General features: G+C 63.5%; 22 protein-coding genes. 16 read left to right on the forward strand and 6 right to left on the reverse strand.

Going from position 1 to position 25,608, the window contains the following annotated elements; translation table 11 throughout:
* Nucleotides 1–85: 85 nt before the first annotated feature.
* From OCH7691_RS18905 to OCH7691_RS18925, 5 genes are all read left to right on the forward strand, one after another.
* A complete protein-coding gene (locus OCH7691_RS18905; RefSeq protein WP_281251944.1) occupies nucleotides 86–1,483 on the forward strand; it encodes a sugar ABC transporter ATP-binding protein in 1,398 nt (465 codons plus the stop codon).
* The gene (locus tag OCH7691_RS18910) at nucleotides 1,467–3,563 is read left to right on the forward strand and encodes an ABC transporter permease (RefSeq protein WP_176245164.1); all 2,097 of its coding nucleotides are present in this window, start codon (nucleotides 1,467–1,469) and stop codon (nucleotides 3,561–3,563) included. Before OCH7691_RS18905 ends, OCH7691_RS18910 begins: the two co-directional genes overlap by 17 nt.
* Before the next feature lie 19 nt (nucleotides 3,564–3,582).
* Nucleotides 3,583–4,515: a polysaccharide deacetylase family protein gene (locus OCH7691_RS18915; RefSeq protein ID WP_085885172.1), complete on the forward strand. Its 933-nt coding sequence runs from the start codon at nucleotides 3,583–3,585 to the stop codon at nucleotides 4,513–4,515.
* Between the two features lie 60 nt (nucleotides 4,516–4,575).
* The gene (locus OCH7691_RS18920) at nucleotides 4,576–5,571 is read left to right on the forward strand and encodes an asparaginase (RefSeq protein ID WP_085885173.1); all 996 of its coding nucleotides are present in this window, start codon (nucleotides 4,576–4,578) and stop codon (nucleotides 5,569–5,571) included.
* Nucleotides 5,572–6,087: 516 nt separating this feature from the next.
* The gene (locus OCH7691_RS18925; RefSeq protein ID WP_085885174.1) at nucleotides 6,088–7,179 is read left to right on the forward strand and encodes an endonuclease/exonuclease/phosphatase family protein; all 1,092 of its coding nucleotides are present in this window, start codon (nucleotides 6,088–6,090) and stop codon (nucleotides 7,177–7,179) included.
* A 115-nt stretch (nucleotides 7,180–7,294) separates the two neighbouring features.
* Here OCH7691_RS18925 and OCH7691_RS18930 read toward each other — a convergent pair whose 3' ends face one another.
* The 3 genes from OCH7691_RS18930 to OCH7691_RS18940 all read right to left on the reverse strand — a co-directional run bounded on the left by OCH7691_RS18930 (nucleotide 7,295) and on the right by OCH7691_RS18940 (nucleotide 10,738).
* Nucleotides 7,295–9,070, reverse strand: coding sequence for an adenylate/guanylate cyclase domain-containing protein (locus OCH7691_RS18930; protein WP_085885175.1), 1,776 nt, complete (start codon nucleotides 9,068–9,070; stop codon nucleotides 7,295–7,297).
* Nucleotides 9,071–9,172: 102 nt separating this feature from the next.
* Nucleotides 9,173–9,796, reverse strand: coding sequence for a sulfotransferase family protein (locus OCH7691_RS18935; RefSeq protein ID WP_085885176.1), 624 nt, complete (start codon nucleotides 9,794–9,796; stop codon nucleotides 9,173–9,175).
* 171 nt (nucleotides 9,797–9,967) lie between these two features.
* A complete protein-coding gene (locus tag OCH7691_RS18940; protein ID WP_085885177.1) occupies nucleotides 9,968–10,738 on the reverse strand; it encodes an IclR family transcriptional regulator in 771 nt (256 codons plus the stop codon).
* Between the two features lie 135 nt (nucleotides 10,739–10,873).
* Between OCH7691_RS18940 and OCH7691_RS18945 the strand changes: the two genes are divergently transcribed.
* The 4 genes from OCH7691_RS18945 to OCH7691_RS18960 all read left to right on the forward strand — a co-directional run bounded on the left by OCH7691_RS18945 (nucleotide 10,874) and on the right by OCH7691_RS18960 (nucleotide 14,945).
* The gene (locus OCH7691_RS18945) at nucleotides 10,874–12,601 is read left to right on the forward strand and encodes a thiamine pyrophosphate-binding protein (protein WP_176245165.1); all 1,728 of its coding nucleotides are present in this window, start codon (nucleotides 10,874–10,876) and stop codon (nucleotides 12,599–12,601) included.
* A 39-nt stretch (nucleotides 12,602–12,640) separates the two neighbouring features.
* Nucleotides 12,641–13,438 (forward strand): transporter substrate-binding domain-containing protein, encoded by a 798-nt coding sequence (locus OCH7691_RS18950; RefSeq protein WP_085885179.1) that lies wholly within the window; start codon nucleotides 12,641–12,643, stop codon nucleotides 13,436–13,438.
* 89 nt (nucleotides 13,439–13,527) lie between these two features.
* Nucleotides 13,528–14,196: an amino acid ABC transporter permease gene (locus OCH7691_RS18955; RefSeq protein WP_085885180.1), complete on the forward strand. Its 669-nt coding sequence runs from the start codon at nucleotides 13,528–13,530 to the stop codon at nucleotides 14,194–14,196.
* Nucleotides 14,196–14,945, forward strand: coding sequence for an amino acid ABC transporter ATP-binding protein (locus tag OCH7691_RS18960; protein WP_217808149.1), 750 nt, complete (start codon nucleotides 14,196–14,198; stop codon nucleotides 14,943–14,945). Before OCH7691_RS18955 ends, OCH7691_RS18960 begins: the two co-directional genes overlap by 1 nt.
* 51 nt (nucleotides 14,946–14,996) lie before the next feature.
* Here the strand turns inward: OCH7691_RS18960 and OCH7691_RS18965 are convergent, their stop codons facing one another.
* Nucleotides 14,997–15,695, reverse strand: coding sequence for a haloacid dehalogenase type II (locus OCH7691_RS18965; RefSeq protein ID WP_085885182.1), 699 nt, complete (start codon nucleotides 15,693–15,695; stop codon nucleotides 14,997–14,999).
* A 312-nt stretch (nucleotides 15,696–16,007) separates the two neighbouring features.
* On the opposite strand from OCH7691_RS18965, the gene OCH7691_RS18970 reads away from it, so the two are divergent.
* From OCH7691_RS18970 to OCH7691_RS19000, 7 genes are all read left to right on the forward strand, one after another.
* Complete coding sequence (locus OCH7691_RS18970; RefSeq protein ID WP_085885183.1) at nucleotides 16,008–17,003, forward strand: TRAP transporter substrate-binding protein; 996 nt, start codon at nucleotides 16,008–16,010, stop codon at nucleotides 17,001–17,003.
* A gap of 83 nt (nucleotides 17,004–17,086) precedes the next feature.
* Nucleotides 17,087–17,524, forward strand: a complete 438-nt coding sequence (locus OCH7691_RS18975; protein WP_245826621.1) for a TRAP transporter small permease — start codon at nucleotides 17,087–17,089, stop codon at nucleotides 17,522–17,524.
* Nucleotides 17,521–18,795, forward strand: coding sequence for a TRAP transporter large permease (locus OCH7691_RS18980; RefSeq protein WP_085885185.1), 1,275 nt, complete (start codon nucleotides 17,521–17,523; stop codon nucleotides 18,793–18,795). The genes OCH7691_RS18975 and OCH7691_RS18980 overlap by 4 nt, the downstream gene beginning before the upstream one ends.
* Nucleotides 18,796–18,871: 76 nt before the next feature.
* Nucleotides 18,872–19,642: a maleate cis-trans isomerase family protein gene (locus tag OCH7691_RS18985; protein ID WP_085885186.1), complete on the forward strand. Its 771-nt coding sequence runs from the start codon at nucleotides 18,872–18,874 to the stop codon at nucleotides 19,640–19,642.
* A 128-nt stretch (nucleotides 19,643–19,770) separates the two neighbouring features.
* Nucleotides 19,771–20,364, forward strand: a complete 594-nt coding sequence (locus OCH7691_RS18990; protein WP_085885187.1) for a TRAP transporter small permease subunit — start codon at nucleotides 19,771–19,773, stop codon at nucleotides 20,362–20,364.
* Nucleotides 20,364–21,653: a TRAP transporter large permease gene (locus tag OCH7691_RS18995; protein ID WP_085885188.1), complete on the forward strand. Its 1,290-nt coding sequence runs from the start codon at nucleotides 20,364–20,366 to the stop codon at nucleotides 21,651–21,653. The genes OCH7691_RS18990 and OCH7691_RS18995 overlap by 1 nt, the downstream gene beginning before the upstream one ends.
* Before the next feature lie 43 nt (nucleotides 21,654–21,696).
* Nucleotides 21,697–22,737 (forward strand): TRAP transporter substrate-binding protein, encoded by a 1,041-nt coding sequence (locus OCH7691_RS19000; RefSeq protein WP_085885189.1) that lies wholly within the window; start codon nucleotides 21,697–21,699, stop codon nucleotides 22,735–22,737.
* Nucleotides 22,738–22,822: 85 nt separating this feature from the next.
* On the opposite strand, the gene OCH7691_RS19005 is transcribed toward OCH7691_RS19000, so the two are convergent.
* Both OCH7691_RS19005 and OCH7691_RS19010 read right to left on the reverse strand, forming a co-directional pair.
* A complete protein-coding gene (locus OCH7691_RS19005; protein ID WP_085885190.1) occupies nucleotides 22,823–24,181 on the reverse strand; it encodes an amidase in 1,359 nt (452 codons plus the stop codon).
* The gene (locus OCH7691_RS19010; RefSeq protein WP_085885191.1) at nucleotides 24,178–25,575 is read right to left on the reverse strand and encodes a phenylacetate--CoA ligase family protein; all 1,398 of its coding nucleotides are present in this window, start codon (nucleotides 25,573–25,575) and stop codon (nucleotides 24,178–24,180) included. The genes OCH7691_RS19005 and OCH7691_RS19010 overlap by 4 nt, the downstream gene beginning before the upstream one ends.
* Between the last annotated feature and the right edge of the window lie 33 nt (nucleotides 25,576–25,608).

The raw sequence follows: 25,608 nt of genomic DNA on the forward strand, positions 1-25,608 counted from the left end.
GCTGGTATAATCCCGCCAGGCGCCATTCCGCCCTCGGCTATCAGTCACCCATCAACTACGAAAGGAGCGCCCAAACGAGACTGGAATCCCCAAGCCCTTAACTGTCCACGAAACCGGGGGAACTCCAGACAAAGGCTCCATTACCGTCTTCGGGCGGCCGTACGCAGCCCGCTCATCGCTGGATGCCCATGCGGCGGGCATCCAGACGGCCTTCCAGGAATTGACGCTAGTGGAGGACCTGTCGGTCGTCCGAAACCTGCTTTTTCCATATGAGCCAAGCAGTCGCTTAGGGTTGGTCTCGCGCCGCGCGTCCTTCCGCGCAGCTGAGCGTATTCTCGCTTCGTTTGACGTGACCTCGATCTCCCCTCACTCAGAGATACGTGATCTTTCGTTATCGGACCGGCAGAAGATCGAAATCGTGCGCGCTGCGGCACGTTCACCACGTCTGCTACTGCTAGACGAGCCCACGTCTGCGCTTTCTGCGAGCGACGTCGAGTGGTTGTACAATCTTGTCAGTCGCTTGAAGGAAAACGGTGTCGTCGTCGTCTTTATTTCCCATCGAATTTCCGAGATTCGCGATTTTTGCGACTCGATCTCCATTCTGCGGAACGGGCGGCATGTCGCGACGGAATCCAATGAGGACGTCAGCGATGCTCAGATCGTGAGGCTTGTCATCGGCCGCTCGCTTGACAGTGCATTCCCGGAGAAACTCAAAGCGGCGACCGAGCGCGGCGTCTCTCAGCCAGTTCTGTCTGTTCGGGACCTGCATGTCGGCACAGCTGTAAATGGCACGAGCCTGGAACTGCGGCGTGGCCAGATCCTGGGGCTCGCGGCTTTGGATGGCATGGGGCAAAGAGAACTCTATTCAGCGCTCTTTGGCATGGCTGTCGCGTTTCGAGGGGAAATCAGGGTCGGTGAGAGGGAATTCAGGCCGACTTCGCCTCTTGATGCCATTCGGGCAGGCATTGGCTATGTTCCCTCCGACCGGCGCCGTGAGGGTGTGCTCGTCCGGCAGTCTGGCGCGCTCAATATGTCGCTTCCGGTTCTCGACGACTATGCGCAGTTCGGCGTCATCGACTGGCCTCGCCTGCGCGAGGCAATCGCTCTTTATCTTGAGAAACTCAAGATTCATCCGCGGGCGCTTTACCGCGACGCGGGATCATTCAGCGGTGGCAATCAGCAGAAGATCGTGATCGCGAAGTGGCTTCTGGCAGGCCCACCAATACTGCTGATGAATGACCCGACGCGAGGCGTGGATGTGGGCACGAAGCTCGAGATCTTCACAATAATGCGCGAATTCGCTGACTCGGGTGGGGCGATTCTCTTTCATTCCACCGAGTTAAATGAACTAATTAATATGTGTGGCGAAGTTGTTGTCATGTACAAAGGAAGGTCGGTTGAAACAATATTCGATGAAGAACTCTCCGAAGAATATTTGATGCGCAGCATGCTGGGCGAAAATGCTAATGAATCCCGTGCGTAATATTAGCAATCCCGGAATGGGCCGGGAATCGGAGCTGCTAGCCGTTCGTGCTGCTTGGTTCGCGGTGAAGCCTGTGCTGCCAGTGTTGCTGGTGGCGATCTTGATGTTCGTCGCTGTCGTTCTACTCGGCGGGATCTCGCTGAGCTATTTTCAAGTCAGTTCCGCGGCTTCGGGCATGGCGCCGCTGGCGCTCGCTGCGATGGGTGAGACCGTAGTTATCATCGTTCGTGGGTTCGATCTCTCAGCCGGAGCCATAGTCTCTCTGAGTAACGTGATTGTGGCGAGCCAAGCAGGCGACTCACCGGGCAATCAGATGCTTTGGTCGTGTCTGGCGGTTCTGGCGGCTGGTGGCGTCGGCGCTGTGAACGGCTATCTGATTGCCTATCGCCGTCTTCAACCGATCGTCGTCACATTGGCGACCATGTTCATGGTATCGGGAATCAACCTCATGATACTCCCGTTCCCGGGAGGGAACGTCCCGATAGGAACGTCGAACTTCTTTGCCGGCGATCTGGTGGAGGGCGTGGTTCCGGCTGCCGCAGTTCATGTCGTCGTCGCCCTTCTTATCTGGGCGGTAGTAAAGAAGACGCGCTTTGGCACCGCGCTGTACTCGGTGGGTGGAAACGAGGAAGCTGCCACGGCAAGAGGAATTCGAGCAGCTCGGACCAAATTCTTTTCATATGTCTTGGCGGGTCTGTTCTACGGTTATGGTGGGCTTCTGTTGTCGGCGAACACGGGTTCCGGCGACCCCCTGGGCGGAAACGCGTTGCTGTTGAGCATATTCGCTGCTGTTGTTATCGGCGGTACGCGACTTGGCGGGGGGCGAGGCGGATGCCTGGGAACCGTTCTGGCGGCCTTCATCCTAATGCAGATCAGTAGTCTCATGCTTGTTCTGAGTGTGTCGACAAATATTGCCCCGTTGTTTCAGGGTGTCATCGTGCTAGTGGCGATCGCGATCGCCTCGCTGCTATCAGGCAGTCCGGCGATGGCCACTTTAAGTGGTGTGCGTGCGACTCTCGCTGGAGCGTTTGGAGCACGTCGGTCGTTTCGCATGGAGCGTAAGATCAGAGTCCAGGAAGCGCTGAAACTGCCCGACAATGACGAACTGGCGGGGGGGCCGATACGGCGATTTCTGCTTCAGTACGGCGACAAGATGAAGATGATTGTGCCGGTCTATGTCCTTCTGGCGTGCGTGATTATTGCCAGTGCGCTGCTTCTTGGTTCGACCGTGCTGACTGTCAATTATTTCAACTCCCTGATGTTGTTGACGCTCATCACCGCGCTGCTGGCGCTTGGGCAGGGCATCGTCGTGATATCGGGTGGGATGGATCTTTCGGTGGGTCAGGCAGTGACCCTTTGCGGCGTGTTGGCCGCGGGCTTTTATGGCCAGTTCGGGCACATCGAGGGCATGGTTCCGCTGATATTTGTCGTGGTACTTGCTGTCGGGGCGCTGATAGGGGTGCTTAACGCCATCGGTGTCGTGTTTCTCGGCATCCCCGCCGTTATCATGACCATCGGTGCAAATGGCGTCCTGTCCGGCTTCACTCTCCTTTACACGAACGGCGTGCCCTCAGGAACCGTGCCCGAGTCGCTGCGTTGGCTGTTCGGTCGTGGATGGTACGGTTTCGCACCGGCGATCATGATTTTGTTCGCGCTTCTGGCCATCGGCTGGTTTCTAGTTTCGCGCACCCGTTTTGGCTGGCGCGTCCTGTCGGTCGGCAGCAATCCGGTAGTGGCCGGACTGTCGGGGGTTCCGGTTGCCCGCACCATAACGCTGGCGTTTGTTGTCAGTGGCCTGTGCTCTGCTTCAGCGGGACTGCTTCTGATCGGCTACACCGGGTCAGCGGTCCTTAACATGGGCGAGGCGTATCTCCTGCCGGCACTGGCTGCCGTCTTTATGGGAGGTACGCTGGCGACAGGCGGGAGAGGCCACTACCTCGGTATATTCGGTGGAGCCTTTCTGTTGACTGCTATCGGTATGCTGGTGACGGGGGCAGACTTGTCCCACGCTGTTCGTCAGATCGTTCTGGGCGCTGTTGTCCTGGCCGCAATACTGTTTCTCAACGAGAGTGAATCCTGAGAGGAAACGAGGTAATCCGATGACGGGCGAAGTGGGCGACAAACGCGAACGTGACTTTCTGGGATACGGCATGAACAGGCCGGATCCGAAATGGCCGAACGACGCAAAGCTCGCGCTATCCTTCGTCGTGAATCTCGAGGAGGGCGCTGAGGATTCGTTCGAGGATGGGCAGCCAGTCAATGATAAACTGGGTGAATTCCAATCGATTCTTCCGGACGGTCAACGTGACCTGGCTATCGAGCAGTTCCACGAGTACGGGCTGCGAGCCGGTGTCTGGCGCATACTGGATCTGTTCGATCGCTATGAGCGAAAAGTGACGTTCTATATGTGTGGCCGTGCCGTCGAGCGCACGCCGCAGGTGGCCGCGGAAATTGTCGCGCGCGGCCATGAGCCGGCACTTCACGGCTATCGCTGGTATTGCCACGCCCGCTTCGAGGACTACGAGACCGAGAAACGAGAAATCGAAAAAGCGACTGAGATCATCGAGAATGTGACCGGCGAACGACCTCGCGGTTTCTACAGCATGTGGGCGCCGAGCTTGAACACGCGCACCATTCTGCAAGAGATGGACTTCGTTTACGACTCGAACGAATACAACGACGATCTGCCCTACTACCGGGCCGTTAGAGGCGGTCCCATGCTGGTCGTCCCATACTCGCTGGACACGAACGATTTCAAGTTCATTGTCGGAGACCCGTTCGGGGCTCCCAGCGCTTTTCTTGAGTATCTCAAGCGTTCAGTTGAAGTTCTTATCGAGGAAGGCGAACGCGGCGGCCCCAAGTTGTTGAACATCGGGCTCCATTTGAGAATCGTTGGACGCCCCGGGCGGCTCTGGGCCATCCAGCAACTTCTGGAATACCTGAAGTCACTTGGCGACGACGTGTGGGTGGCGCGGCGGATCGATATCGCTCGCCACTGGCTGTCCACGAATCCGCCCGTCCAGGATACTTGAATACCCACGGGGCAGCGAGCGCCGCTCCGCCATTCCCGCAAACTCAGAAATGGCCATTTCATGGGTTCGAAGATTGCAGTGTTGTCCCTTGGCGGGACGATTTCCATGACCGAGTCGAAATCCGGTGGCGTGGTGCCGACGCTTTCCGGGGAAGATCTGTTGAAGCAATTCGGCGTGGCCGATACGCAGATTGAAGCGTCGGTGCATTCTGTTCGAAGCTTGGCTAGCGCGCAGCTTTCCCCGGCAGACTTGGTCGAAGTGGCTGCCAAAGCACGGGAAATCGCCCCCGAGGTTTCGGGTATAGTCATCACACAAGGCACGGATACAATCGAGGAAACCGCGTTCGCTCTCGACCTGTGGGGCCCGCGGGACATTCCGGTTGTGGTAACCGGTGCCATGAGGCACCCGGATGCACCGGGCTCGGATGGTGCTGCCAATTTTCGGGATGCAATCGTTGCGGCGTCCTGCAAGGAGTTGATCGGGCTTGGCACCGTCGTGGTCATGGACGGTGAAGTCCATGCCGCGCGGTTCGTAACCAAGAAGCACACGGCAACGGTACGGGCTTTCACCTCTTCCCCCATAGGCATGCTCGGATGGGTCAAAGAAGGAGCGGTCGACGTCCTGGTAAACGGGCTGCGGCCCGAACTTCCCGCACTCGCGCCTCCATCTGTCGACAAGGCACTGCCGGACGTGGCGGTCCTGAAATCATGGCTCGGAGACGATGGCCGGTTGGCCGCGAGGCTGCCCGAGCTCGGATTTGCCGGAGCAGTCGTCGAAGGCATGGGCGGCGGACATGTCCATCCAGATATGGCCGAGCAGCTTCAGGCAGCGTCCCGGAAACTGCCCGTGATCATTTCCACGCGCGTCGTTGGTAGCCATGTCTTGGAAAGCACCTATGGATTTGTGGGCTCCGAGATTGACCTCCGTCGGCGTGGAATATTGTTGGGCGGCTGGCTTACGACGGGCAAGCTTCACCTGCTACTGGTCACGCTCCTCGCGACGGAGGCTTCAATCGATGAAATTCGGCAATCGCTGCAATGTTTCAGGGGAGGCTGATACGGTCAGGGACTGGTTCGATCGTGCCATTGACGACCAGCAACATTTTCGGTGGCGCTGATAGTGACCCCGCATACGTCGTATCCCTAGTGGCATGTCGCATACGTAGAGATGCCGGTGTGGCTGCACACACCCTTTCCCGCTATCTCCGCCGAGGTTCCGAACGATTGGGCCTGTACCGTTATCAGGAGCGGGCCAAGGAAGCCACAGGCTGACTTCTGTTCGAGCGCGCGCGGATGATCCGTGTGCGGCGCTCGGACGTTGCCCCGTCTCTTCCACGCGCCTCGACTTTTATAAGCGAGTGCACAGTATCAACTCTCGCTGGTTGCGGGCCCCCGCAACCATCGACAGTGAACGCCCCGCAGGGAAACCCGCGGGGCGTTCGTCATTTTGCAGAACGGCTCAGTCCCGAGGTCGGATTGGCCTCGGCCCGCCTGATCTCCACTGGATGAAACCCGGGGGGCAGTTCAGTATGGGTGTCGCCGCGAACCGCACCAGGCTGCACCGTGAGGTCGGATGTTTCTCGCTATCACGACCGCAACCCTCCTGCTTCTGATCTGCACGCTATTGCCGTTGTGGCGAAATCCCCACTGGCTGGTGCGCGGCATGGATTTTCCACGCCTGCAATTCGGATTCTCGGCGGTCTTGTTGCTCGGTGCGCAGTACTTTCTGGTCCACGCGATCGAGTTCCGTATCGGCTTGATCGGCGTCACGCTTCTTTGCCTTGCCTGGCAGTTCTGGTGGATCCTGCCCTACACGCGGATCTGGCCCGCGGAGGTGAAGACGGCGGCGGACGCCGACGATAGCCGCCAGCTGAGCATCCTGACCGCCAATGTGCTCATGCCGAATCGAGCGGCCGGGAAATTGATCGCCCTCGTCCGAGAGCACCAGCCGGATGTGCTTGTCACCCTGGAGTCCGATCAATGGTGGGAGGACCAACTCTCTGCCGTCGAGAAGTTCATGCCGCACACGATCAAATGTCCACTGGATAACCTGTACGGCATGCATGTCTATTCGCGCTTGCCGATCCCGGAGGAGTCGATTGATTTCCTCGTGCAGGACGACGTTCCGTCCATGCATGCGTCAGTGACCTTGCGGAGCGGGGACAGCGTGCGTGTTCATTTCCTGCATCCCGCCCCGCCCAGTCCGTCGGAGAATCAGGAATCTGCCGAGCGTGACGCGGAACTGGTCATCGTGGCCCGGAGCATCGCCGGGCGCGAGCCGGGCCCGGTTGTCGTCGCTGGCGATCTGAACGACGTCGCCTGGTCGGCAACCACGCGACTGTTCCGCAAACTGAGCGGGTTGCTCGATCCGCGCGTTGGCCGGGGCATGTTCAATACCTATCACGCGGACTATCCGTTCATGCGCTGGCCGCTTGACCATCTTTTCCACAGCAAGCATTTCACCGTGCATTCGATCTCGCGCCTTCCGCACATCGGATCCGACCACTTCGCATTGTTGACGCGGCTCACGTTTTCACCGGCTCGGGGTGCCGATCAAGAGGGACTGGAAGCCGAGGCAGACGACCAGGCCATGGCGGACGAGATTGCCGATGAGAAGAATGTGGATGGTGCCGATGTGCCTCGACCTGGGGCCACGATACCATGATGTCTCCGGCCCGCTTCGTTCATGACGCACGGCGAGCGAAGACGGACTTGCACGCGGACAGCCGGGTCTTCGCGTCCTGTCTGGGCGAGGCCTGACGGTGGGTCACGCGCGACGCTCAGTCGGGCAGGCCGGCCTCGCGGAGGCTGTCGATTACCTTCTCGAGGGAATCGGGCGAGCGGATCGGCAGGGCCTCGCGAAGACCGGCGGCCGTGGCGCCCGGCGCGACTTCCAGGAACTTGGCCAGCGCCGCGCGCGCGTCGGGCAGGCGGCCGACCTGGGCGAGCGCGGCGGCCAGGACCCAGTACGACGATTCAGATCCCGGGTTGAGGGTCGCGGCCCGTTGCGCGGCCTCCAGGGCCTCTTCGGGGCGGCCGCGCAACAATTCCGCCGCGGCGATCAGGTTCAGGCACAGGTAATAGCCTGGTTCCTTCGGGCCGAAGGCCACGGACTGCTTCAGCAGTGGCAGCCCGCGCTCGAAATCCTCGCACCAGATCATCGCCGAGCCGGCCATGAAAACCACGAAGCTCGATGCCGGGTTGAGGTCGACCGCATGCCGCACGGCATCGAGCCCGGTCGTGTAATCCACCTTGAGGGTCACCAGTGAAAAGCCCGCCACCGCCATCGACACCGCGTCGTCCGGCCCGGCGGAAAGCGCGCGGCGGGCGAGGGCCGTCGCCGCACCGATATCGTCCGGCCCGGCCGGTACCCAGGTAGGGCGTCTGACCCGTTGCACCCGGCACCAGGCCGCGAATGCCAGTGCCGGCGCGTAGTCAGGTTGCAATTCGATCGCCCGGTCGAGATAGCTGATCGCTTTCAGGTTCTCGTCCGGGTGAAGTGACAGCGCATGGGGCTGGGCCAGCAGATAGAGGTCATGGGCGTTGAGACTTCCGTCGGGCTTTTGCTGGACCCGCTTGATCTCGGCATTGAGAAGGGTCGGCTGGACGGCGCCGACGATGCTGGCAACGATCCGGTCCTGCAGGTCGAACGCGTCGTCGAGATCGCCGTCATAACGGTCCGCCCAAAGGTGGGTGCCGCTCGTCGCCTCGATGAGCTGGCCGGTAATCCTGATCCGGTTGCCGGATTTCCGGGCGCTGCCCTCCAGCACGTAGCGTACGCCTAGGACGGTCGCAACCTTGCGGATATCGACCGCCTGGCCCTTGTAGACGAAGGTCGAGTTGCGCGCGACGACGGCGACATCCGGAAATCGGGCGAGCGCCGTGATGATGTCCTCGACCATCCCGTCGATGAAGTAATCCTGCTCGGGATCGCCGGTCATGTTGGCGAAGGGAAGCACCGCGATGGCGGATTTTCCGGATGTCCCGGCGGCAGCGGCCACGGGTTCCGTCCGCGCTTCGGAAGGGACGGATGTCGCGACTTGCAGGGAGTAGACGTTGATCGCGTCCGCGATGTTCTTCAACCGCACCGGACCGAGGTCCCTGACCGACAGGTCGAGCCGCGTCTTCACCTGGCGATAGGCATCCTCGGACAGGCAGATCGCGCCGGGCGTTGCAATGCCTTCCAGGCGCGCCGCGATGTTGACGCCGTCGCCCATCAGATCGCCGTCTCCCTCCTCGACGACGTCGCCCAGGTGAACGCCGATGCGGAACTCGATACGGCGATCGGGGGGGACACCGGCATTGCGATCCTGCATCGAATTCTGCAGTTCGATGGCGCAGCGGACGGCATCGACGACGCTGCGGAACTCGACCAGGACGCCATCGCCCGTGCGCTTCACGATGCGGCCGTTATGGACCGACATCGTCGGATCGATCAGGTCGCTGCGCAGCGCCCGCAACCGTGCCAGCGTGCGGTCCTCGTCGGCCCCCGCCAGCCGGCTGAAGCCGACGACATCGGCAACGAGAATTGCGGCGAGTTTGCGCTGTTCGGCCATGTTACCCCGGGGATTGCCTCTTCCAGTTATCGCGAGAGCCGACGCGCGTGCAAGCGTACTTCGCGATTCCCCTGATTGCAGGGCAGAGGTCCCGGCCGGCGGTCAGGCGGCGGCGGAGACCTTGTCCCAGAACTCGCTGCGGTCATTGGTGCGCGGGAACGGGCCCTCCGGCACCGGCACGCCGAGGAAGGCACAGAGCGGTTCCCAACCTTCCTTCACCTGGTAGACGAGGAGCTGCGAGGCGGGAATGGTTGCCTTGACTGTCGCGATATGGGCTTCGAACGCAGCGCACAGGCCGTCACGGTCGAGGCCGAGTGGAAAGCCGGTTTTCGCTATCACGGCAATCGTCATCTCAAGCCAGGGCCGCATCGGTTCGGGGGCGGCGTCGACGTTCGAGATCAGCTTGTAGATGGTGGACGAAAAACTCTCGTACCAACTTTCCGCGCTGCGGTGGGTCAGGATGAAGCGCGCCGTCGGATTGGCCGCGTAAAGCTCCCGGTGGAAGCCCGCGGTCGGCCAGTCCACGGCAGCGGGATAACCGTCATAAATCGCCTGCCAGTCCGCATTGCCCGCCACCGCCGCCTGCCAGAGCGGCAGTTGTCGGGGCATGTTGAGGATGACTTCCTCCATGTGGTGGGACGGGCCGAGACCAAGCTGGTTGATGGCGAGCTTCAGCGAATAAGTGCCGGTTCGACCGACACCGGCGCCGATGACATCAAGGGGCACGTCCGTCTCCTATGCATTTTCTTGGCGGATAACGATCAGCCTATTGTCTTGCTGCCTCTATCTGCATCTGAGATTTACCTAATGTCCAGTCGGAATCCGGGCAGGAAACAGGTTCCGGCGGAACAGAAACTGCCGGCCCGTGACTTCGCGTGGCAGTCTTGATGCACGCAATCATACCGGTCGGGGCATGGCTTCCCGGCCTTGCCAGAAGGGATCGCCGATCTCGGTCCCGATGCGCTGGAGCGTGGCCGTCAGTATGGCCGCGATTCGCTCCGGATCGCCCATCTTCTCCGGAAAGGACAGGCTAAGACCGATCGGGCAGCTCGAAACCGAGCCGAAAACGGCGCCGCCGATCGAGATGATGCCGGGAAACGCTTCCTGCCGCGACAGAGCGTAGCCGCGGTCGCGGACCGCGTGTACTTCCTCGATCAGTTCCGCCCGGCTGGCGATCGTATGCTCGGTCTCCCGGGCCAGGGTGTCGCCGTAGAGCCGCTCGATCTCCTCGTCGGGCAGGCGGCTCAGCAGCGCCTTGCCGATCGCCGTGGCATGCGCCGGAAGGGTCTGGCCGAGGCGAACCGAGAACAGCACCGGCGTCTGCCCCTGATGCTGACGCAGCAGCACGATCTCCGTGCCATTCAGAACGGCCATCCATGAGGTCAGCCCGGTCGCGTGGCTGAGCGCCACCAGGGCGTCGGCGAGCAGATCGGCATCGTAGCCAATGGGCCGATAGCGGATACCGAGGCGCCAGGCCAGCGGCCCGGCCGTGTAGCGCCGCGTCGCAGGGTCCTGTTCGATGAGGTCGCCGGACCGAAGCGAGGCCATCAGCCGCGACGCGCTGCTCCGCGGCAGGTCGAGCCGCTTGCCCACCTCGGCCACCGATACCGGCTGGTCGGAGGCGGCGATCATCTCGAGAGCAACCATCGCGTTACGGAAGGTTTTCATGTGATGTCCCACAATATGAAACACATTAGGACATTAGCTAACCCGTCGAACTGAGCAATTCAAACAATTATTGACATGAATGGAGAATCGTTGCCTGCTACTTGCAACAGATGTCTCACATTATGGAGCGTGTACGTGAGTGAGGGGAATGCGCAGGGCGGGCTGAAGTCCGGCAAGGTCGCGGCGCTTATGGTCGAGACGCTCGAAGCCTACGGCGTCGAGTTCATTTTCGGCATGGAGGATCCGGTCCAGCTCTATCACCACCTGAACCGCGAGCGGATCCGTCCGATCACCATTCGCGACGAGAAGCACGGCGCGATCATGGCGCACGGCTATGCCAAGACGGCGAAGCGTCCGGGCATCTGCGCCGCGACGTTCGGGCCCGGTGCGACCAATCTCATTACCGGGCTTCTCGAAGCACAGAAGTCGTCGGTGCCTGTGATCGCCTTCATCCAGGAGATCCCGGCCAGCCAGCGCGACCGGCACGCCAGCAGCGAGATCGACCATGTGGCCGCGCTGTCGCCCTTCACCAAGAAGGTCTATCGCATCGACACGGCCGAGCGCTGTTGCGAGATCGTGCGCCGCGCCTTTCGCATGGCGACCAGTGGCCGTCCCGGGCCGGTCGCGGTCCTGTGCCCGGCTGACGTGATGACGCAACAGACCGAGGCCGCGGTATACGCAGAGGCGGCGTTCGCGACCTTCCCGCCCTACCGTCAGCGGCCCGGGCGTGCTGAGCTGAACGCAGCGGCCGAGCTGCTTGCAAGCGCCGAGCGGCCGGTCATTATCGCGGGCGGCGGCAGCATCCTTTCAGGCGCATCCGGGCAGGTGATCGCGCTCGCCGAACGTCTGGGCGCCCCGGTCGCCACGACGATGACCGGGCGCGGGACCATTCCCGACGCCCATCCGCTGGCGCTGGGCGCGCTCGGGTCATCGACCGCCGGAACACTTGGCCGGGGCCGGATCGCGAACGAGGCGGTCGCGGGCGCGGACGTGGTACTGATCTGCGGCTCGCGCACGGGCCAGATCTGCTACATGAACTGGCAGCAGCCGGGTCCCGCGACAAAGGTCATCCATCTCGACATCGACCCGGAAGAGCCCGGCCGAAATTTCCCGACGGCGCTGTCGCTGATCGGCGATGTGCGCGAGACGCTGGCGGAACTGGCCGAGCATCCGGCGACGGACCGGCCGGGCGTCGCCGCAAGTGTCGCGAAGGCCTACGCGGGGGCGAAGGCCGACTGGCGCACCGAGTTCCGCGCGGTAGCCTTCAACAACGCGACGCCGGCGCGGCCCGAACGCGTGCTGGCGGAAATCTCTGACCGGATGGACGAGAATACCATTCTCGTCAACGACGCCAGTTTCGTCACCGGCTGGAGCTTCAGCCATGTCGACAATGTCGTCGCGGGCGCCGAGATCCTGTCACCCCGCGGCACCGGCGGCATCGGCTGGTCACTGCCAGCGGCCCTCGGCGCCAAGCTGGCGCGGCCGGATGCCCGGGTCGTTTGCATCGCCGGTGACGGCGCCTTCGGCTACGTCATGAACGAGCTCGAGACCGCCTCCCGCTACGCCATTCCGGTCGTCATGATCGTGTTCAACAATGCCACGCTCGGCTTCCAGCGGCATTTCGAGAACAAGCTGTTCGGCTCGTACGGCGAATGCGACCTGTCCGACATCGATCATGCCGCCCTGGCCAGGGCGTTGAAATGCGAGGGCGAGCGGGTCAGCGACCCGGCCGACTTCGCCGCCGCCATCGAGCGCGGCTTCGCCTCCGGAAAGCCTTACGTCATCGACGCGGTCATCGACCCGGAGGCGATGGCACCGATCGTCGGACTCGACGATGTCGGCGTCGTGGGAGAGACGCACTGAGTTCCTGATTCCAACCGAAACGAGAAAAAGGGGAGCAACATGTTCAAGAAACTGGCCGGAATGGCGATGGCGATCTGCGTCGCCTCGACCGCAACCGCCGCAGTGGCGGGCGAGACCTTCGACAGGATCATGTCGGAGAACAAGATGGTCGTGGGCGTGGCGCCGTGGAACGGCTTCGTCGCCAAGAATCCGTCGACGGACGAGTTCGAAGGTCTGATCGTCGACGACATCAAGATGCTGTCCGAACTGACCGGGATCCAGGTCGAACTGGTCAACACGACCTGGAGCGGCCTGATCGCCGGCCTGCAAGCCGGGAAGTGGGACGTCATCATGACCGGCATGGGGGCAACGCCGGAGCGCGCCAAGGCCGTCGCCTTCACGGAAGGCTGGGGCTTCCTGTCCCATGTCGCCGTGGTCCGTGCGGACAGCAAGGCGAACAGCCGTGACGACCTGAACCAGAAGGGTAACCGGATCGCCGTCGTTTCCGGAACCAGCGCCCACCGCTTCGCGGAGCGCGTGTTCGACAAGGCGGAAGTGGCCTCGTTCAGCGATACCGGAGCGGCCGTTCTGGAGGTAATGAACGGTTCGGCGGCCGCCTATCTGGGCGATTCCATCTCGAACACGAAGCGGGCGGCGGAGCGTGAGGAATTGCGCCTGGTCGAGTTTGCCGCCGATCAGACCGAATGGAACAGCCTGAACCACGCGGTCCGCTACGAGGACCAGGATCTTCTTCTGTTCCTGAACACCTATATCCGCGCGATGCGCCTGCGCGGCTGGTACGGTCAGCTGGCCGACAAGTGGAGCATGCCGGCGTCCCTGGCGACCGGCCCCAACTGAATCGCTGACGCGAGCGCGGGCGCAGCCGTCCTTCTTGGCTGCGTCCGCGACTTGACTGGCACAGGCGGCGTGGGAGAGAGCGGGCGCGCATGAACTACAAGTTCGACTTTGGAATCCTGTTCAATTACGGGGACTACCTGGCGGGCGGTGTCTGGTACGCCATCGTCATCGCCTTCCCGAGCATCCTGATTGCGACCGTCGTCGGCATGATCCTCGCGGCCATGCACCTGTCGCCGGTCAGGATTTTGCGGGTTGTCGGCGCGGCCTATGTGGATGTCTTCCGCACGCTGCCTGTGGTCGTGCTGCTGATCTGGATCCACTATGTGCTGCCGATCCTGACCGGCCTCTCCCTATCGTCGACGGAGAGCAGCATTCTCGCGTTGTCGATGAATGGCAGCGCGCTCGCCTGCGAGGCGTTCCGCGGCGGCCTGCAGGCGATTCCGGGTACCCAGCGTCAGGCGGCCTGGTCGCTTGGCCTGTCGAAGTTCGATATCCTGCGCTACGTGATCATCCCGCAGGGCTTCTTCTCGACATTGCCGGCGCTCACCAATGTTCACATCACCATCATCAAGAACGTGACGGTCACGGTGCTCATCGCCGTGCCGGAAGTGATGTTCCGGGCGCAGGAGCTCACGGTCCAGTTCTTCCGTCCCCTCGAACTCTATACCGGGGCGGCGGTGATCTACGTGGCGCTCATCCTGAGCTTCACGCTGGCGATGAGGCGGCTGGAACGACTGCGAAAATGGGAAAGCGTATAATGGCGGCCGAGGCATTTCTGACTGTCCGCAACCTGTCCAAGTCGTACGGCGAGGACCGGATCCTTCGCGACGTCTCGTTCGAGGTCGAGCGCGGCGAGACCATGGTCATCTGCGGGCCGAGTGGTTGCGGCAAGAGCACGCTGCTGCGCTGCCTGAACGGGCTCGAGCCGGTCGAGACGGGCACGCTGCGGATCGGCGAAAGGGAAATCGATCTTTCGAACGCCCGTGTCCGGGAAACCGCGCGGGATGGCACCGGGCTGGTCTTCCAGAACTTCAACCTGTTCCCGCACATGACGGTGCTGCAGAACCTGACCCTGGCGCCCAAGCGCGTGCGGAAGATGAGCAATGCCGAGGCCACCCGGCAGGCCGACGAACTGCTTGAACTGGTCGGGCTGACCGAACGGCGCGCCGCCTATCCGTTCGAGTTGTCCGGCGGACAGCGCCAGCGCGTTGCGATCGCGCGGGCGCTGGCGATGAAGCCCGACCTGCTGATGTTCGACGAGCCGACATCCGCGCTCGACCCCGAGAAGAAGGAAGAAGTTCTGGGGGTGATCGGCGATCTGAAGCAGCAGGGCAACGTGACGATGATCGTCGTCACCCACGAGATCGGCTTCGGAAAGAACGTCGCCGATTGGGCGATGCTGCTCGAGGAGGGCCGCATCGTCGAGCACGACCGGGCGCAATCGTTCTTCACCGCGCCGAAATCGCCCCGGACCCAGCAATTCCTGAAGGCGATCATCAACGCCTGAGACTGCGGCGTCGCAGCGATCGGGCCAGGCGCCGTGTCGGCCGGCCCCGGCTTACGAGGGTCGCCAGTGGCCGGCGATCTTCCCGGCGAGCGCACCCAGATCCGGCGCCACAAGGTCCGGCATCGGGACGTCGGCCGCGGGGAGAACGGCATTGAGCGGCCGCGTGACGAGTGCGCCGCGGCAACCGGCGGCCTGTGCGCCGATCGTATCCCAAAGGTGACAGGCGACGAGGCATAGTTCCGATGTCGCGACGCCCATTTCCCCGGCGACAAGACGGTAGGTCTCGGGCGCGGGCTTGAATTTCCGGACCGCCTCGACGCTGAAGGAGCGTTCGAAGAACTCCCCCAGCCCGGCGCGCTCGAGCGGCGTCGGCGATTCGCCGCCTGCCGAGTTCGTCAGCGTCACCAGCCGGAAGCCTGCCTCGCGCAACCGGTCCAGGGCGGGTGCGGCGTCCGCATGTGCCGGCATCGCCGCCATGCGCGCCTTCAGTTCCTCGACGTCGTCGTCGCCGACCGATACGCCGCGGGTATCCGCGACCATGCGAAGGGTTCCGACCGCCAGTGCGCCGAACGGCGTATAGAGGCCCGACAGGGTCATGGTCTGGGAATAGAGGATCAGTTGCGCGAACCATTCCCTGAGCACTGTCCCACTGCCGAAGACGCGCTGGAAGAGGGGCTCGAGCGTGGTGATGTCGAGCAGTGTTTCGTTCACATCGAAGACGATCATCGAAACCGGCTTTGCAAGGGGCATTGGCATCCACTCCTGGCGGTGACGTCGACGGCGACGGACGTCGACGTCGGGCATCCTCCCGAGGTGGGTATTCCGTCCGACAGCGGCATGGGAAAAACTGCGCGATCACTCAAGCGTGACTATGCGGCAGTTACGGTGGCCGCGCATCGTCCCGCGTCGCACTCCGATAATATGTGCGTTGCGATCACCCTTGACAGGTTGTATTTCGGCTGACAATTTGTCCGGACAAATAATGCTGTCGGCGGTTGATACCGAAGAAACGAGGTCGCCGCCGGCATCCGACAATCATGGAAATACAGAGGGTGTCGATAGATGGGACATTTTCGTCTTAGTGGGGTCGTTGCCGCGGCGATGCTCGTGGCGCTGCCCGCGTCCGCCGAAACGCTGCGTCTCGGATCGGGTTTCCAGGCCGGTCATTCCAGCGCCAAGGCCGTCGAGGAGATCTTTACGCCGGCCCTCGGGAAAATCGACGGCATGGACTTCAAGGTCCAGAATTTTCCCGGCCTGCAGCTCGGCTCCGCCGAGGAGATCATCCAGCAGACCCGCGATGGCACCATCTTCGGCGCCTATATCTCGTCGGCCTATTTCAATTCCTATGTCGCCGAGCTGGGCGCGCTCAATCTTCCCTTCGCCTTTCCCTCCCGGGAAGTCGCCTTCGAGGTCCTCGACGGGAGCGTGCGCGATCTCCTGGCCGAGAAGCTGAAGGCGGAAGGCTTCCGTTTGCTCGGGGTCATGGAACTCGGCTTCCGGCATGTCACCAATTCGGCCAAGCCGGTCACCACGCCGGATGATCTCAAGGGGATGTCGATCCGGTTGCAGCCGAATCCGATCCATATGGAGACCTTCCGGACGCTCGGCGCCAATGCGGTGGCGCTCGATGCCAGCGAACTGTTCGCCGCGCTGGAGCAGAAGGTCGTCGATGGTCAGGAGAATCCCTACGCCGTCATCGATCTGTACAAGATCTATGAAAGTCAGCAGTACGTGACCGACACGGCGCATTTCTTCGACGTCATTCTTTTCGTCGCGTCGGAGAATGTCATGGCCGGTTTCCCGCAGGAGGTGCAGGACGCCATTGCCGCCGCCGCCAGGGCGACGACGCTTCGCCAGCGGGAAATCGCCGCCAGCGAGGATGGCGAGCACAAGCGGCATCTCGCCGAACTCGGCATGCAGATCACCGAACTGACCGACGCGCAGCGGGCGCTGTTCCGCGAGGCCGTTGCCCCGGTCTATCAGAAGATGCGCACCCAGATCGGCGAAGCGTATGTCGACGAGTTCCTCGCCGCGATCGATCGGGCCTCGGGAAATTGACAGCCAGGCCCCAAGCCCTGCCGGCCTGGCTCAACGTCCTGAGCCGCCGGCTGAGGCAGGCGAACGAGTGGGCCGTGATCGCCATGATGGCGGTCATGGTCTTCGTCGTGTCGCTCGAAGTGGTGATGCGATACGTCTTCGCCTCGTCGCTGATTTTCGCCAGCGAGCTGTCGCGGCTGCTGTTCGTCTGGGTCGTTTTTCTCGGCCTGGCGCTGGCCGCGGCGAGTGGCAAGGAAGTCGCCATCCGGCTGCTTCCTGATCTGTTGAAAGCGCATTTCCGGTCCGGTCTGATCCTCGCGCTGGTCACGCGGTCCGCCGGCATCAGCCTCATGCTCCTGCTGGCGGTCGTGAACTGGGAGTTCGTGGTGGCGAACTGGCATCGGCCCTTGAACAGCATGCCCGGCAATGCCGGTCTGTTCCACCTGCCGCTCACGATCGGCGCGGTCCTGACTGCGTTCCACCTCGCCGTGGGCGCTGTTGAGGCGATGCTCTCCCGCGCCGTCGAAAGCCCCGCGCCATGAGCGGCATCATCATCGGGCTCTTTCTCGTCATTGCCATCTTCGGCGTACCGCTCGCCTTCGCGCTCGGGATCGCCGGGTTCGCCGGCCTGGTCATCGCCGACCTGCCGCTGCGCATCCTCGCCCAGCGGGCGATGTTCTCGGTCAATTCCTTCCCGCTCATGGCCATTCCCTTTTTCATGCTGGCCGGGGAACTGATGGTGTCGGGCGGGATCATCGGCCGGCTGATCGACTTCGCGAACATCCTGATCGGGCGGGTTCGCGGCGGCCTCGCCCAGGTGACCGTTGGCGCCGGTATGGGCATGGCCTCGGTCTCGGGCGCGGCGATCGCCGACGCGACGGCGCTGACCTCGGTCCTCTATCGCCCCGTCGCCAAGCAATACAACGGTCCCTTCGCGGCGGCGGTCATCGCCGCGTCGGCCAATCTCGGGCCGATCCTGCCGCCGTCCACCGCGATGATCATCTATGCGACGCTGGCGCCGGGGGTCTCGGTCCGTTCGCTCTTCATGGCCGGCGTCATACCGGGGCTGATGATCGGCGTGCTGATGATGCTCACGATCGCGATCATCGCCCATCGCCGGGGGCTGCCTCTGACCGGCGACCGACTGACCCTGGTACGCCTCGTCCGGGGTTTCTGGACGGCCCTGCCGGTCCTGCTGCTCCCGGTGATCGTGATCGGCGGAATCGTCGGCGGGATGTTCACGGCGACGGAGGGCGGCGCGATCGCGGTCGTCTACTCGCTCGTCGTCGGGCTGTTCGTGACCCGTACGTTGAAGCTCGCCGATCTGCCCGGCTGCCTGCTGCGGTCGGCCATCACCACCGCGATCATCGGTGTCATCATCGCCTTCGCGGCGACGATTACCTACCTTTTCACGATCGACCTGCTGCCCCAGCGGCTGGCCGACTTCGCGCTCGCCTTCACCGACAGCCGGGTGATCTTCCTGGTCTTCATGATGGGCGCGCTGATGATCGTCGGCATGTTCCTGGAGCCCAATGCCGCCTACGTGATGCTCGTCCCGGTACTGGCACCGCTGGCCAGCGAGTTCGGTGTCGATCCGCTTCACTTCGCCATTCTCTTCGTCCTCAACATGGTCGTCGGTCTGCTCACCCCGCCGGTCGGAACGCTTCTGTTCGTGGTTTCCGCCATGACTGAGGTGCGGATCGGGGAACTGGTGCGCGAGCTGCTGCCGTTCATCGGCATCCAGTACGGCGTCATGCTGGCCTGCCTGTTCCTGCCGCCGCTCGCGCTCTGGCTGCCGGGCATGCTGTCGTGAGGCGGCTTTCCCCCGATCGCGCGCTACGGGCGAGTTCCCGCCGAATACACGAATTCCCGCTGCAGGAGATCAGCCGTTGAACCTATCCGATACGCTCGGACATCGTGCCAAGATCGGCATCATCGTTCCGTCGACCAATACTGTCGTGCAGCCGGAACTGGACGACATGCGCCCGGTCGGCGTGACCAATCACGTCGCCCGGATGGCGATCGCGAATACCCCGTTGCGTTCGAACGCGGATTTCGAGGCGCTCGTTGCCGCGCTGCTCAAGTCGCAGGACGCGGCCATCGAGAGTGTCATGTCGTGCGCTCCCGACCACCTGGTTCTCGGGCTGTCGACGGAAACCTTCTGGGACGGGGCGGACGCCGGCCGCCGGGCGACCGATAGCCTGCGCGCGGCGCTCGGGGTCGGCGTCAGTGCGGCGGCTGACGCGCTGGTCGATCTGTTGCACGAGTCCGGCCTGCGACGGATCGCCATTCTCACGCCTTACCAACCGGTCGGCGACGATCGGACAACCGGGTTCTTCACCCAGTCCGGCTTCGACGTCGTCAGGACGGTCGGACTGCGCTGCGGGAGCCCGGTGGAAACCGCGATGGTGCCGCGCCGGCAACTTATCGCGGCCCTGCACGAGCTGGCCGATGCGAAACCGGAGGCGATCGTCCAGGTGGGTACGAATCTGCCGATGGCAGGTCTGGCGCGTGAAGCCTGCGACTGGCTGGGCCTTCCGGTTCTGGTGGCGAACACCGTGCTGTACCGACACGCACTCAAGGCGCTTGGCCTGCTCGAGGCTGACAACTTTCGAAACATGTTCATGGGCTGGACCGCGCCGGGTGCGGGCGAGCGGTGATCCGCCTGTCAGCACCTCGCGCAATTCGCCTCGTGCGGATGCAATTTGTCCGGACAAATACATTGACGGTGTCGGGTCGCGTCCCTATCGTTCTCGCGTGAACCGTCAGGGATGAAGGCACGTACCAAATGCCACCGAAAACCATGATAGAGACGCTCGCCTGGACCTGTTCGATATGGTTCGCCCGCGTCGGGGGCGCGTTGATCGTGCTGATTGCCGTGCTCGTGTCCGGCGACGTCGTGGCGCGCAACCTGATCAATCAGACGGTCTTCAACTCCTTCGAGATCAGCATCTATCTGTTCGGTGCGGCGGTCACTTTCGGCTTCGCCCATACGGCACTGACCGGCGCGCACATCCGTATCGATGTCATCTACAGGCTGTTTCCGGTGGCCGTTCGTCGTGTTCTCGACTCGCTCGCCCTGTTGAACCTCGCCGCGCTGGCGATGTTCTTCGCCTTCCATGCCTGGAGCCTCGCGCTGGACAATCTCGGGCGCGGGGTGATGTCGAATTCCGCCCTCGCCGTTCCTCTCTACATCCCGCAGATGGCCTGGGCGCTCGGGCTGACGGCCTTTACCCTCAGCGCCATCCTGCTGACGGTCCAGCACGGGATGCTTTTGTCGCGGCGTGCCTTCGACGAGGCCGACCGCATCGCCGGTCTCAGCAGTGCGGCGGAAGAGGCGGGCAGCGAGGTTGCCGAGGCCTCGGGCCAAGGGCGGGGCTGATGGTTGTCGTACTGATTGTCGTCCTGTTCGGCCTGCTGGCGCTCGGGCTGCCTGTCGCCGTGGCGTTGACCGCGCTGGCGCTCACGCTCGATCATTTCTATTCCTTCTTTCCGTTGCTGCCGGCGCTCGGCGAGATGCTGTGGGGCGGATCGACGAACTTTGCCCTGATCGCGGTGCCGCTCTTCATCCTGACCGGCGAACTGCTGCTCGGGTCCGGCATCGCGCACGACATGTATGACGCCATAGACCGTTGGGTCCGGCGGGTTCCGGGCGGGCTGCTGCACACCAATATCGCGTCGAGTGCGCTGTTCTCCGCGACATCGGGCTCTTCGGTTGCGTCTGCCGCGACGATCGGAACGGTAGCAATCCCGCAGATGAAGGCGGGCGGCTATCATCCGCCGCTGTTCCTGGGCTCGATCGCCGCCGGGGGGACGCTCGGCATCCTGATTCCACCGTCGATCAACATGATCATCTACGGCGTCCTAGCCGAAGTCTCGATCGGCCGTCTCTATCTCGCGGGTCTCATTCCGGGGCTGCTGCTTGCCGCGCTGTTCTCGCTGATGGTGCTGGTCCTCTGTGCGCTCCGGCCCGGGCTCGGCGGTAACCGGGAAATCCCGACAAGCTGGCGCGAGCGGATTGCCGGCCTGCCGGCGCTGCTGCCGCCACTGATGCTGTTCATCCTGATGGTCGGCTCGATCTACCTGGGGATCGCGACCCCGACCGAGGCGGCAGGGCTCGGCTTTCTCGGCGCAGTCATCCTGACCGCCATGCGTCGCCGCCTGACCGTGGCGCTGCTGATGCACGCTTTCGAGCGGACCATGAAGACCACCTGCATGGTGATGCTCATCGTGATTGCCGCGCTGCTGGTGAATTTCGTCATGGTGAGCATCGGCCTGTCCGGCCAGATCCGCGACTTCGTGGGCAGTCTCGCGCTTCAGCCGATCGTCGTGATGCTGATCCTGATCGCCACATACCTGGTGCTCGGATGCTTCATGGAGACCCTGTCGCTGATGATCGCGACGACGCCGATCGTGGTGCCGATCATCGTGGCGCTCGGTTACGACCCGCTGTGGTTCGGTGTCCTGTTCATGGTGCTGATCGAGGCGGCCCTGATCACGCCCCCGATCGGTGTCAACCTCTTCGTCGTCCAGTCGGTTCGCAGCGAAGGCCCGTTCCGCGACGTCACCATCGGCTCACTGCCGTTCCTTCTGATGATGCTCTGCCTCATCGGATTGCTGCTCGCCTTTCCCGAACTCGCCTCGTGGCTGCCCGCCGCGGTGCGTGGCTGAATACTCCAAAACCGAACAGAGTTAGAACAGGAGATCTGGGTACATGAAACGACTGCTTGCTGCCGCGATACTCGCCAGCGTTACCGGGGCGTCGCCTCTACTGGCGGCCGATCTGCCGAAGACGGCCGTCAACGTGGTCGGCAACCTGAGCATCACCACCCAGAGCCGGAACCTTGAGGCGCCGTTCTGGCAGGAGGGGGTCGTCAAGGCGTCGAACGGTGCCGTGACCGCGAACTTCCGCCCGTGGAACGAGATGGGGCTGAAGGGGCCGGAAGTATTCGGCTTCCTCGGCAAGGGGGTGATGAATATCGCCACTGCCCAGCTCGGCCATCATTCCGGCGCGGCGCCGATCAATGACGGCAACGATCTCGCCGGCCTGTCGAAGACCTTCGACGAGTTCAAGGCGGCTTCGGTGGCCTTCTTCCCGGCGCTCTCGGATTACTACCGGAAGGAACTCGGACTGCACCTGATCGCGCTGCAGTCCTACCAGAGCCAGATCATGTATTGCCGCGATCCGATTTCCGGCCTTTCCGATCTCAAGGGCAAGCGCATCCGCTCTTCCGGCGCTTCCCAGGCCGACTTCATCAATCACTTCGGCGGGTCCGGTGTCGATGTCGCGTTCGGCGAGGTCCAGCAGGCGCTGGAGCAGGGCGTGATCGACTGCGCCATCACCGGTACGCTCGGCGGCTATACCGCGCGCTGGCATGAATCGGCGCGCCATCTGTACACCTTGCCGATCAATTTCGGCTCCGGCGCGACCGTCGCCAATGCCGCCTGGTGGGACGGTCTCGATCCGGCAGTTCGCAGCTTCCTGACCGAGCAGATCGAAGCGCTCTCCGAAGAGATGTGGGCCCTCAATCGCAAGGAGAACGAGATCGGCATCAACTGCAACACGCAGGGTCCGTGCCCGCTCGGTGAGCCGGCCGGCATGACCCGCGTCGAGCCGAGCGAGGCCGATTTCGAACTGCGGCGGGAAGCGCTGGTCAACGCCGTCCTGCCCGGTTGGGTGGCGCGCTGCGGCGATGTCTGCAAGACCGCCTTCAACGATCACCTTGCCGAGGTCACCGGATTGACCATCCAGTAAGGCACGCAAGACTTGTTGCGGCCAGGGCTCCGGCGCTCGAGAGAGACCGGAGCCCTTGTCGTTTCGGCGCGAAAGATGAAGGGCGTCAGCGCAGTCCGCGATGCAGGTCGGCGGCGATGCCGAGAATGCGGGCTTCCCCGTAGGGGCGGCCAACGAGCTGGGCCGAACAGGGCCTGTCGCCGTCCGGCGCCGGCAGTGGAAAGGCCACCGCGGGAAGACCGGCGATATTGGCGAGTGCCGTGAAATCCGCCTGGTTGGCGGGGGCCGGAGTGCCGTGCGGGAAGGCCCGCTGGGGTGCCGTCGGCAGGACCATGACATCGATGCCGCGCATCGTTTCCAGGGCCGCGAGACGCAGTCGATCCAGTTCCCAGTAGGCGCGCGCAAGCTTCTCCGCTGGCGCCTTGCAACCATATTCGAGCATGCCGAGGAAGGCCCCGGAGAAGGCGGCGGGCGTGGCCTCGATCCTGCTTCGTATCAGGCTGCCGCATTCGGCCTCGCTGATCAGCAGGCCGTAGCGGCGGGCCCGTCCCGGCTCCCAGCCCTCGACGGAGACCTTATGCAGCCGGTAGCCGGCCTCCCTTGCCCGCTCCAGCACGCTCTCGAACGCCTCGAGCACGGCATCCTCGCAGGTGGCGAGCGCCGCGATATCCGGGTAGCCGATGCGGATATCGGACGGGACCGGGCGGTTGTCCGGCGTCATCGACCAACCGGCGGGCGCAGTGCCGCTCGCCGCATCACGCGGGTCGGGTCCGGCGAGGATACCAGTATAGAGCGCGAGGTCGTTGGCGTTGCCGGCAAGGGGGCCGATGCTGTCCAGCGTCCAGGACAGATAGGCGAGCCCGCCGGTACCGATCAGGCCACGTGTTGGCTTCAAGCCCCAGACGCCGCAATAGGCGGCGGGAATGCGCACCGAACCCATCGTATCCGTGCCGAGTGTCGCAGCGACGATGCCACCGGCAACCGCCGCGCCCGAGCCGCCACTCGATCCGCCGGGCGTATGTCCCGGGGCGGCCGGGTTCTCGCAACGGCCCCAGAACGGGTTGTCGGTGGTCGCGCCGAGCGCGCCCTCGTGCAGGTTGAGCTTGCCGAGGATGACCGCGCCGGCGGCGCGCAGCCGGGCGACGACGGTCGCGTCCTGTCCGGCCGGGGCGGTTGCATCGCCGCGCGCGCCCATGGTGGTGGTAACGCCGGCGACGTCGATGTTGTCCTTGATCGCGACCGGAATGCCGTCGGCGGGGCCGAGCGTCGTGCCGGCCTCGCGCCGGGCATCGCTGCGGGCCGCCTCGGCGAGCGCCTCTTCCCCCTGGACCGAAATGAAGATCGCCGTCCGCGGATTCTCGGCGGCGATCCTCTCGAGGGCGGTCCGGGTCAGCGCCAGCGAGGTCGTTTCGCCCTGTTCCAGCGCCCGGCGCATGGCGCCGGCGGAAATCGGCCCGCCGTTCACGCCTCCGCGTCCCGCTTGTCGAGCAGGCGGATCGGCTTCTGCCGCATCTCGATCTGGGTGAGCGGGGCGAGCGCACCCGGCGCCGCCAGCGAAACCCCGATATCGACCCCGAAGCGGGTCCGCAGCAGCTGCTCGAACGCCGTCGTGGAGGAATTCAGATCGCCGCGGGTTTCGATGTGAACGACCATCTCGTCGCGGCCGTCCCGGCGCACGACCTCGCAGATATATTCGCTCATCAGTTCCGGGTGCGCTTCGGTCAGGACCGCGCCGATCCCGGTCGGGTAGATGTTGATGCCGCGCAGCTTGACCATGTTGTCGCTGCGTCCGAGGAAGCCGGCGATCCGCCGCAGGTTGAGCCCGAGCGGCGACGAGTCGGTCTGGAACCGCGACACGTCATGGGTATTGAAGCGGATGATGGGGAAGATATCGTCCTTGAACAGGCAGGTGCAGACCATGTCGCCGGTCTCGCCGTCCGCAACAGGGTCGCCCGTGGCGATGTCGAGAATCTCGAGGAACTGCGCGTCCTCCTGCACATAGAGACCGGACCGGTCGGGGCCTTCGCCGGCGATCGCGCCGGTATCGCCAACGCCATACCAGTCATACACCTTGGCCCCGCCCCAGGCCGCCGACATGCTCTCGGCGCTCTCCGCGCCAAGATGGCCGGAGATCGTCCGGATCGGCAGATCCTTGCCCGGCTCCAGCCCCATCTCGCGGGCGACGTCCGACAGGCGCTTGATGTAATCGCCGAAGCCGATGATCGCGGTGGCGCGGAACTCCTTCATCAGTGTCACCTGGTTCGTCGAACGCGTTTCGACCCCGGTGCCGGCACTGAGCAGGGGAGCGCCGATCCAGTGCAGGATGGCTTCGCGGACATAGTGGCCGCCATTGACCATGCCGTGCCCGTAGACCGAGTGGATGACGTCATCGCCGGTAATGCCCTGCAGGGCGTAAAAGCGCGCCAGAAGGAGGTTCTGGATCTCGCGGCTCTTCGGCCCGTAGAGCAGCGGCTGCGGTTTCCCGGTGGTCCCGCTCGTGGTCTGGAAAACGAGCGGCGGGCGATGCTGCTCGTCATAGGACGCGCGTCCGTCGAAATCGCCGATCGGCGGATGGGCCTCGACCGACTGCATCAGGTCGGACTTCGAATAGGTCGGCAGGCGGACGATATCGTCGAGGGACCGGATATCGCCCGGCTCGATTCCCGCCGCGCCCCAGAGGCGGCGATAGAAGGGAACCTTCCAGGCGCGTGCCATGACCGACTTGAAACGGGTCTCCTGGCGGGCCCGCAAGGCATCGCGGGACAAGGCGCGGAAGGCTTCCGCGAAGCTCTCGGGTCGCCCGTAGTCACGGATGATGCCCGGATAATCCATCGCGTCGAAATAGTTGGGTCGAGACATTGAACAACTTTCCTGCAGTACGGGGCGGTCCTG

It is taken from the genome of Oceanibacterium hippocampi (genome assembly GCF_900172325.1).
Classification (GTDB): domain Bacteria; phylum Pseudomonadota; class Alphaproteobacteria; order Sneathiellales; family Sneathiellaceae; genus Oceanibacterium; species Oceanibacterium hippocampi.

Excerpts from the sequence above, each read along its gene's own strand:
- OCH7691_RS18925 (WP_085885174.1), top strand. The coding sequence starts at position 6,088 with ATGTTTCTCGCTATCACGACCGCAACCCTCCTGCTTCTGATCTGCACG.
- OCH7691_RS18950 (WP_085885179.1), top strand. The coding sequence starts at position 12,641 with ATGTTCAAGAAACTGGCCGGAATGGCGATGGCGATCTGCGTCGCCTCG.
- OCH7691_RS19010 (WP_085885191.1), bottom strand. The coding sequence starts at position 25,575 with ATGTCTCGACCCAACTATTTCGACGCGATGGATTATCCGGGCATCATC.
- OCH7691_RS18940 (WP_085885177.1), bottom strand. The coding sequence starts at position 10,738 with ATGAAAACCTTCCGTAACGCGATGGTTGCTCTCGAGATGATCGCCGCC.
- OCH7691_RS18915 (WP_085885172.1), top strand. The coding sequence starts at position 3,583 with ATGACGGGCGAAGTGGGCGACAAACGCGAACGTGACTTTCTGGGATAC.
- OCH7691_RS18980 (WP_085885185.1), top strand. The coding sequence starts at position 17,521 with ATGAGCGGCATCATCATCGGGCTCTTTCTCGTCATTGCCATCTTCGGC.
- OCH7691_RS18965 (WP_085885182.1), bottom strand. The coding sequence starts at position 15,695 with ATGCCCCTTGCAAAGCCGGTTTCGATGATCGTCTTCGATGTGAACGAA.
- OCH7691_RS19000 (WP_085885189.1), top strand. The coding sequence starts at position 21,697 with ATGAAACGACTGCTTGCTGCCGCGATACTCGCCAGCGTTACCGGGGCG.
- OCH7691_RS18960 (WP_217808149.1), top strand. The coding sequence starts at position 14,196 with ATGGCGGCCGAGGCATTTCTGACTGTCCGCAACCTGTCCAAGTCGTAC.
- OCH7691_RS18930 (WP_085885175.1), bottom strand. The coding sequence starts at position 9,070 with ATGGCCGAACAGCGCAAACTCGCCGCAATTCTCGTTGCCGATGTCGTC.
- OCH7691_RS18990 (WP_085885187.1), top strand. The coding sequence starts at position 19,771 with ATGCCACCGAAAACCATGATAGAGACGCTCGCCTGGACCTGTTCGATA.
- OCH7691_RS18975 (WP_245826621.1), top strand. The coding sequence starts at position 17,087 with ATGATGGCGGTCATGGTCTTCGTCGTGTCGCTCGAAGTGGTGATGCGA.
- OCH7691_RS18970 (WP_085885183.1), top strand. The coding sequence starts at position 16,008 with ATGGGACATTTTCGTCTTAGTGGGGTCGTTGCCGCGGCGATGCTCGTG.
- OCH7691_RS18955 (WP_085885180.1), top strand. The coding sequence starts at position 13,528 with ATGAACTACAAGTTCGACTTTGGAATCCTGTTCAATTACGGGGACTAC.
- OCH7691_RS18910 (WP_176245164.1), top strand. The coding sequence starts at position 1,467 with ATGAATCCCGTGCGTAATATTAGCAATCCCGGAATGGGCCGGGAATCG.
- OCH7691_RS18995 (WP_085885188.1), top strand. The coding sequence starts at position 20,364 with ATGGTTGTCGTACTGATTGTCGTCCTGTTCGGCCTGCTGGCGCTCGGG.
- OCH7691_RS18920 (WP_085885173.1), top strand. The coding sequence starts at position 4,576 with ATGGGTTCGAAGATTGCAGTGTTGTCCCTTGGCGGGACGATTTCCATG.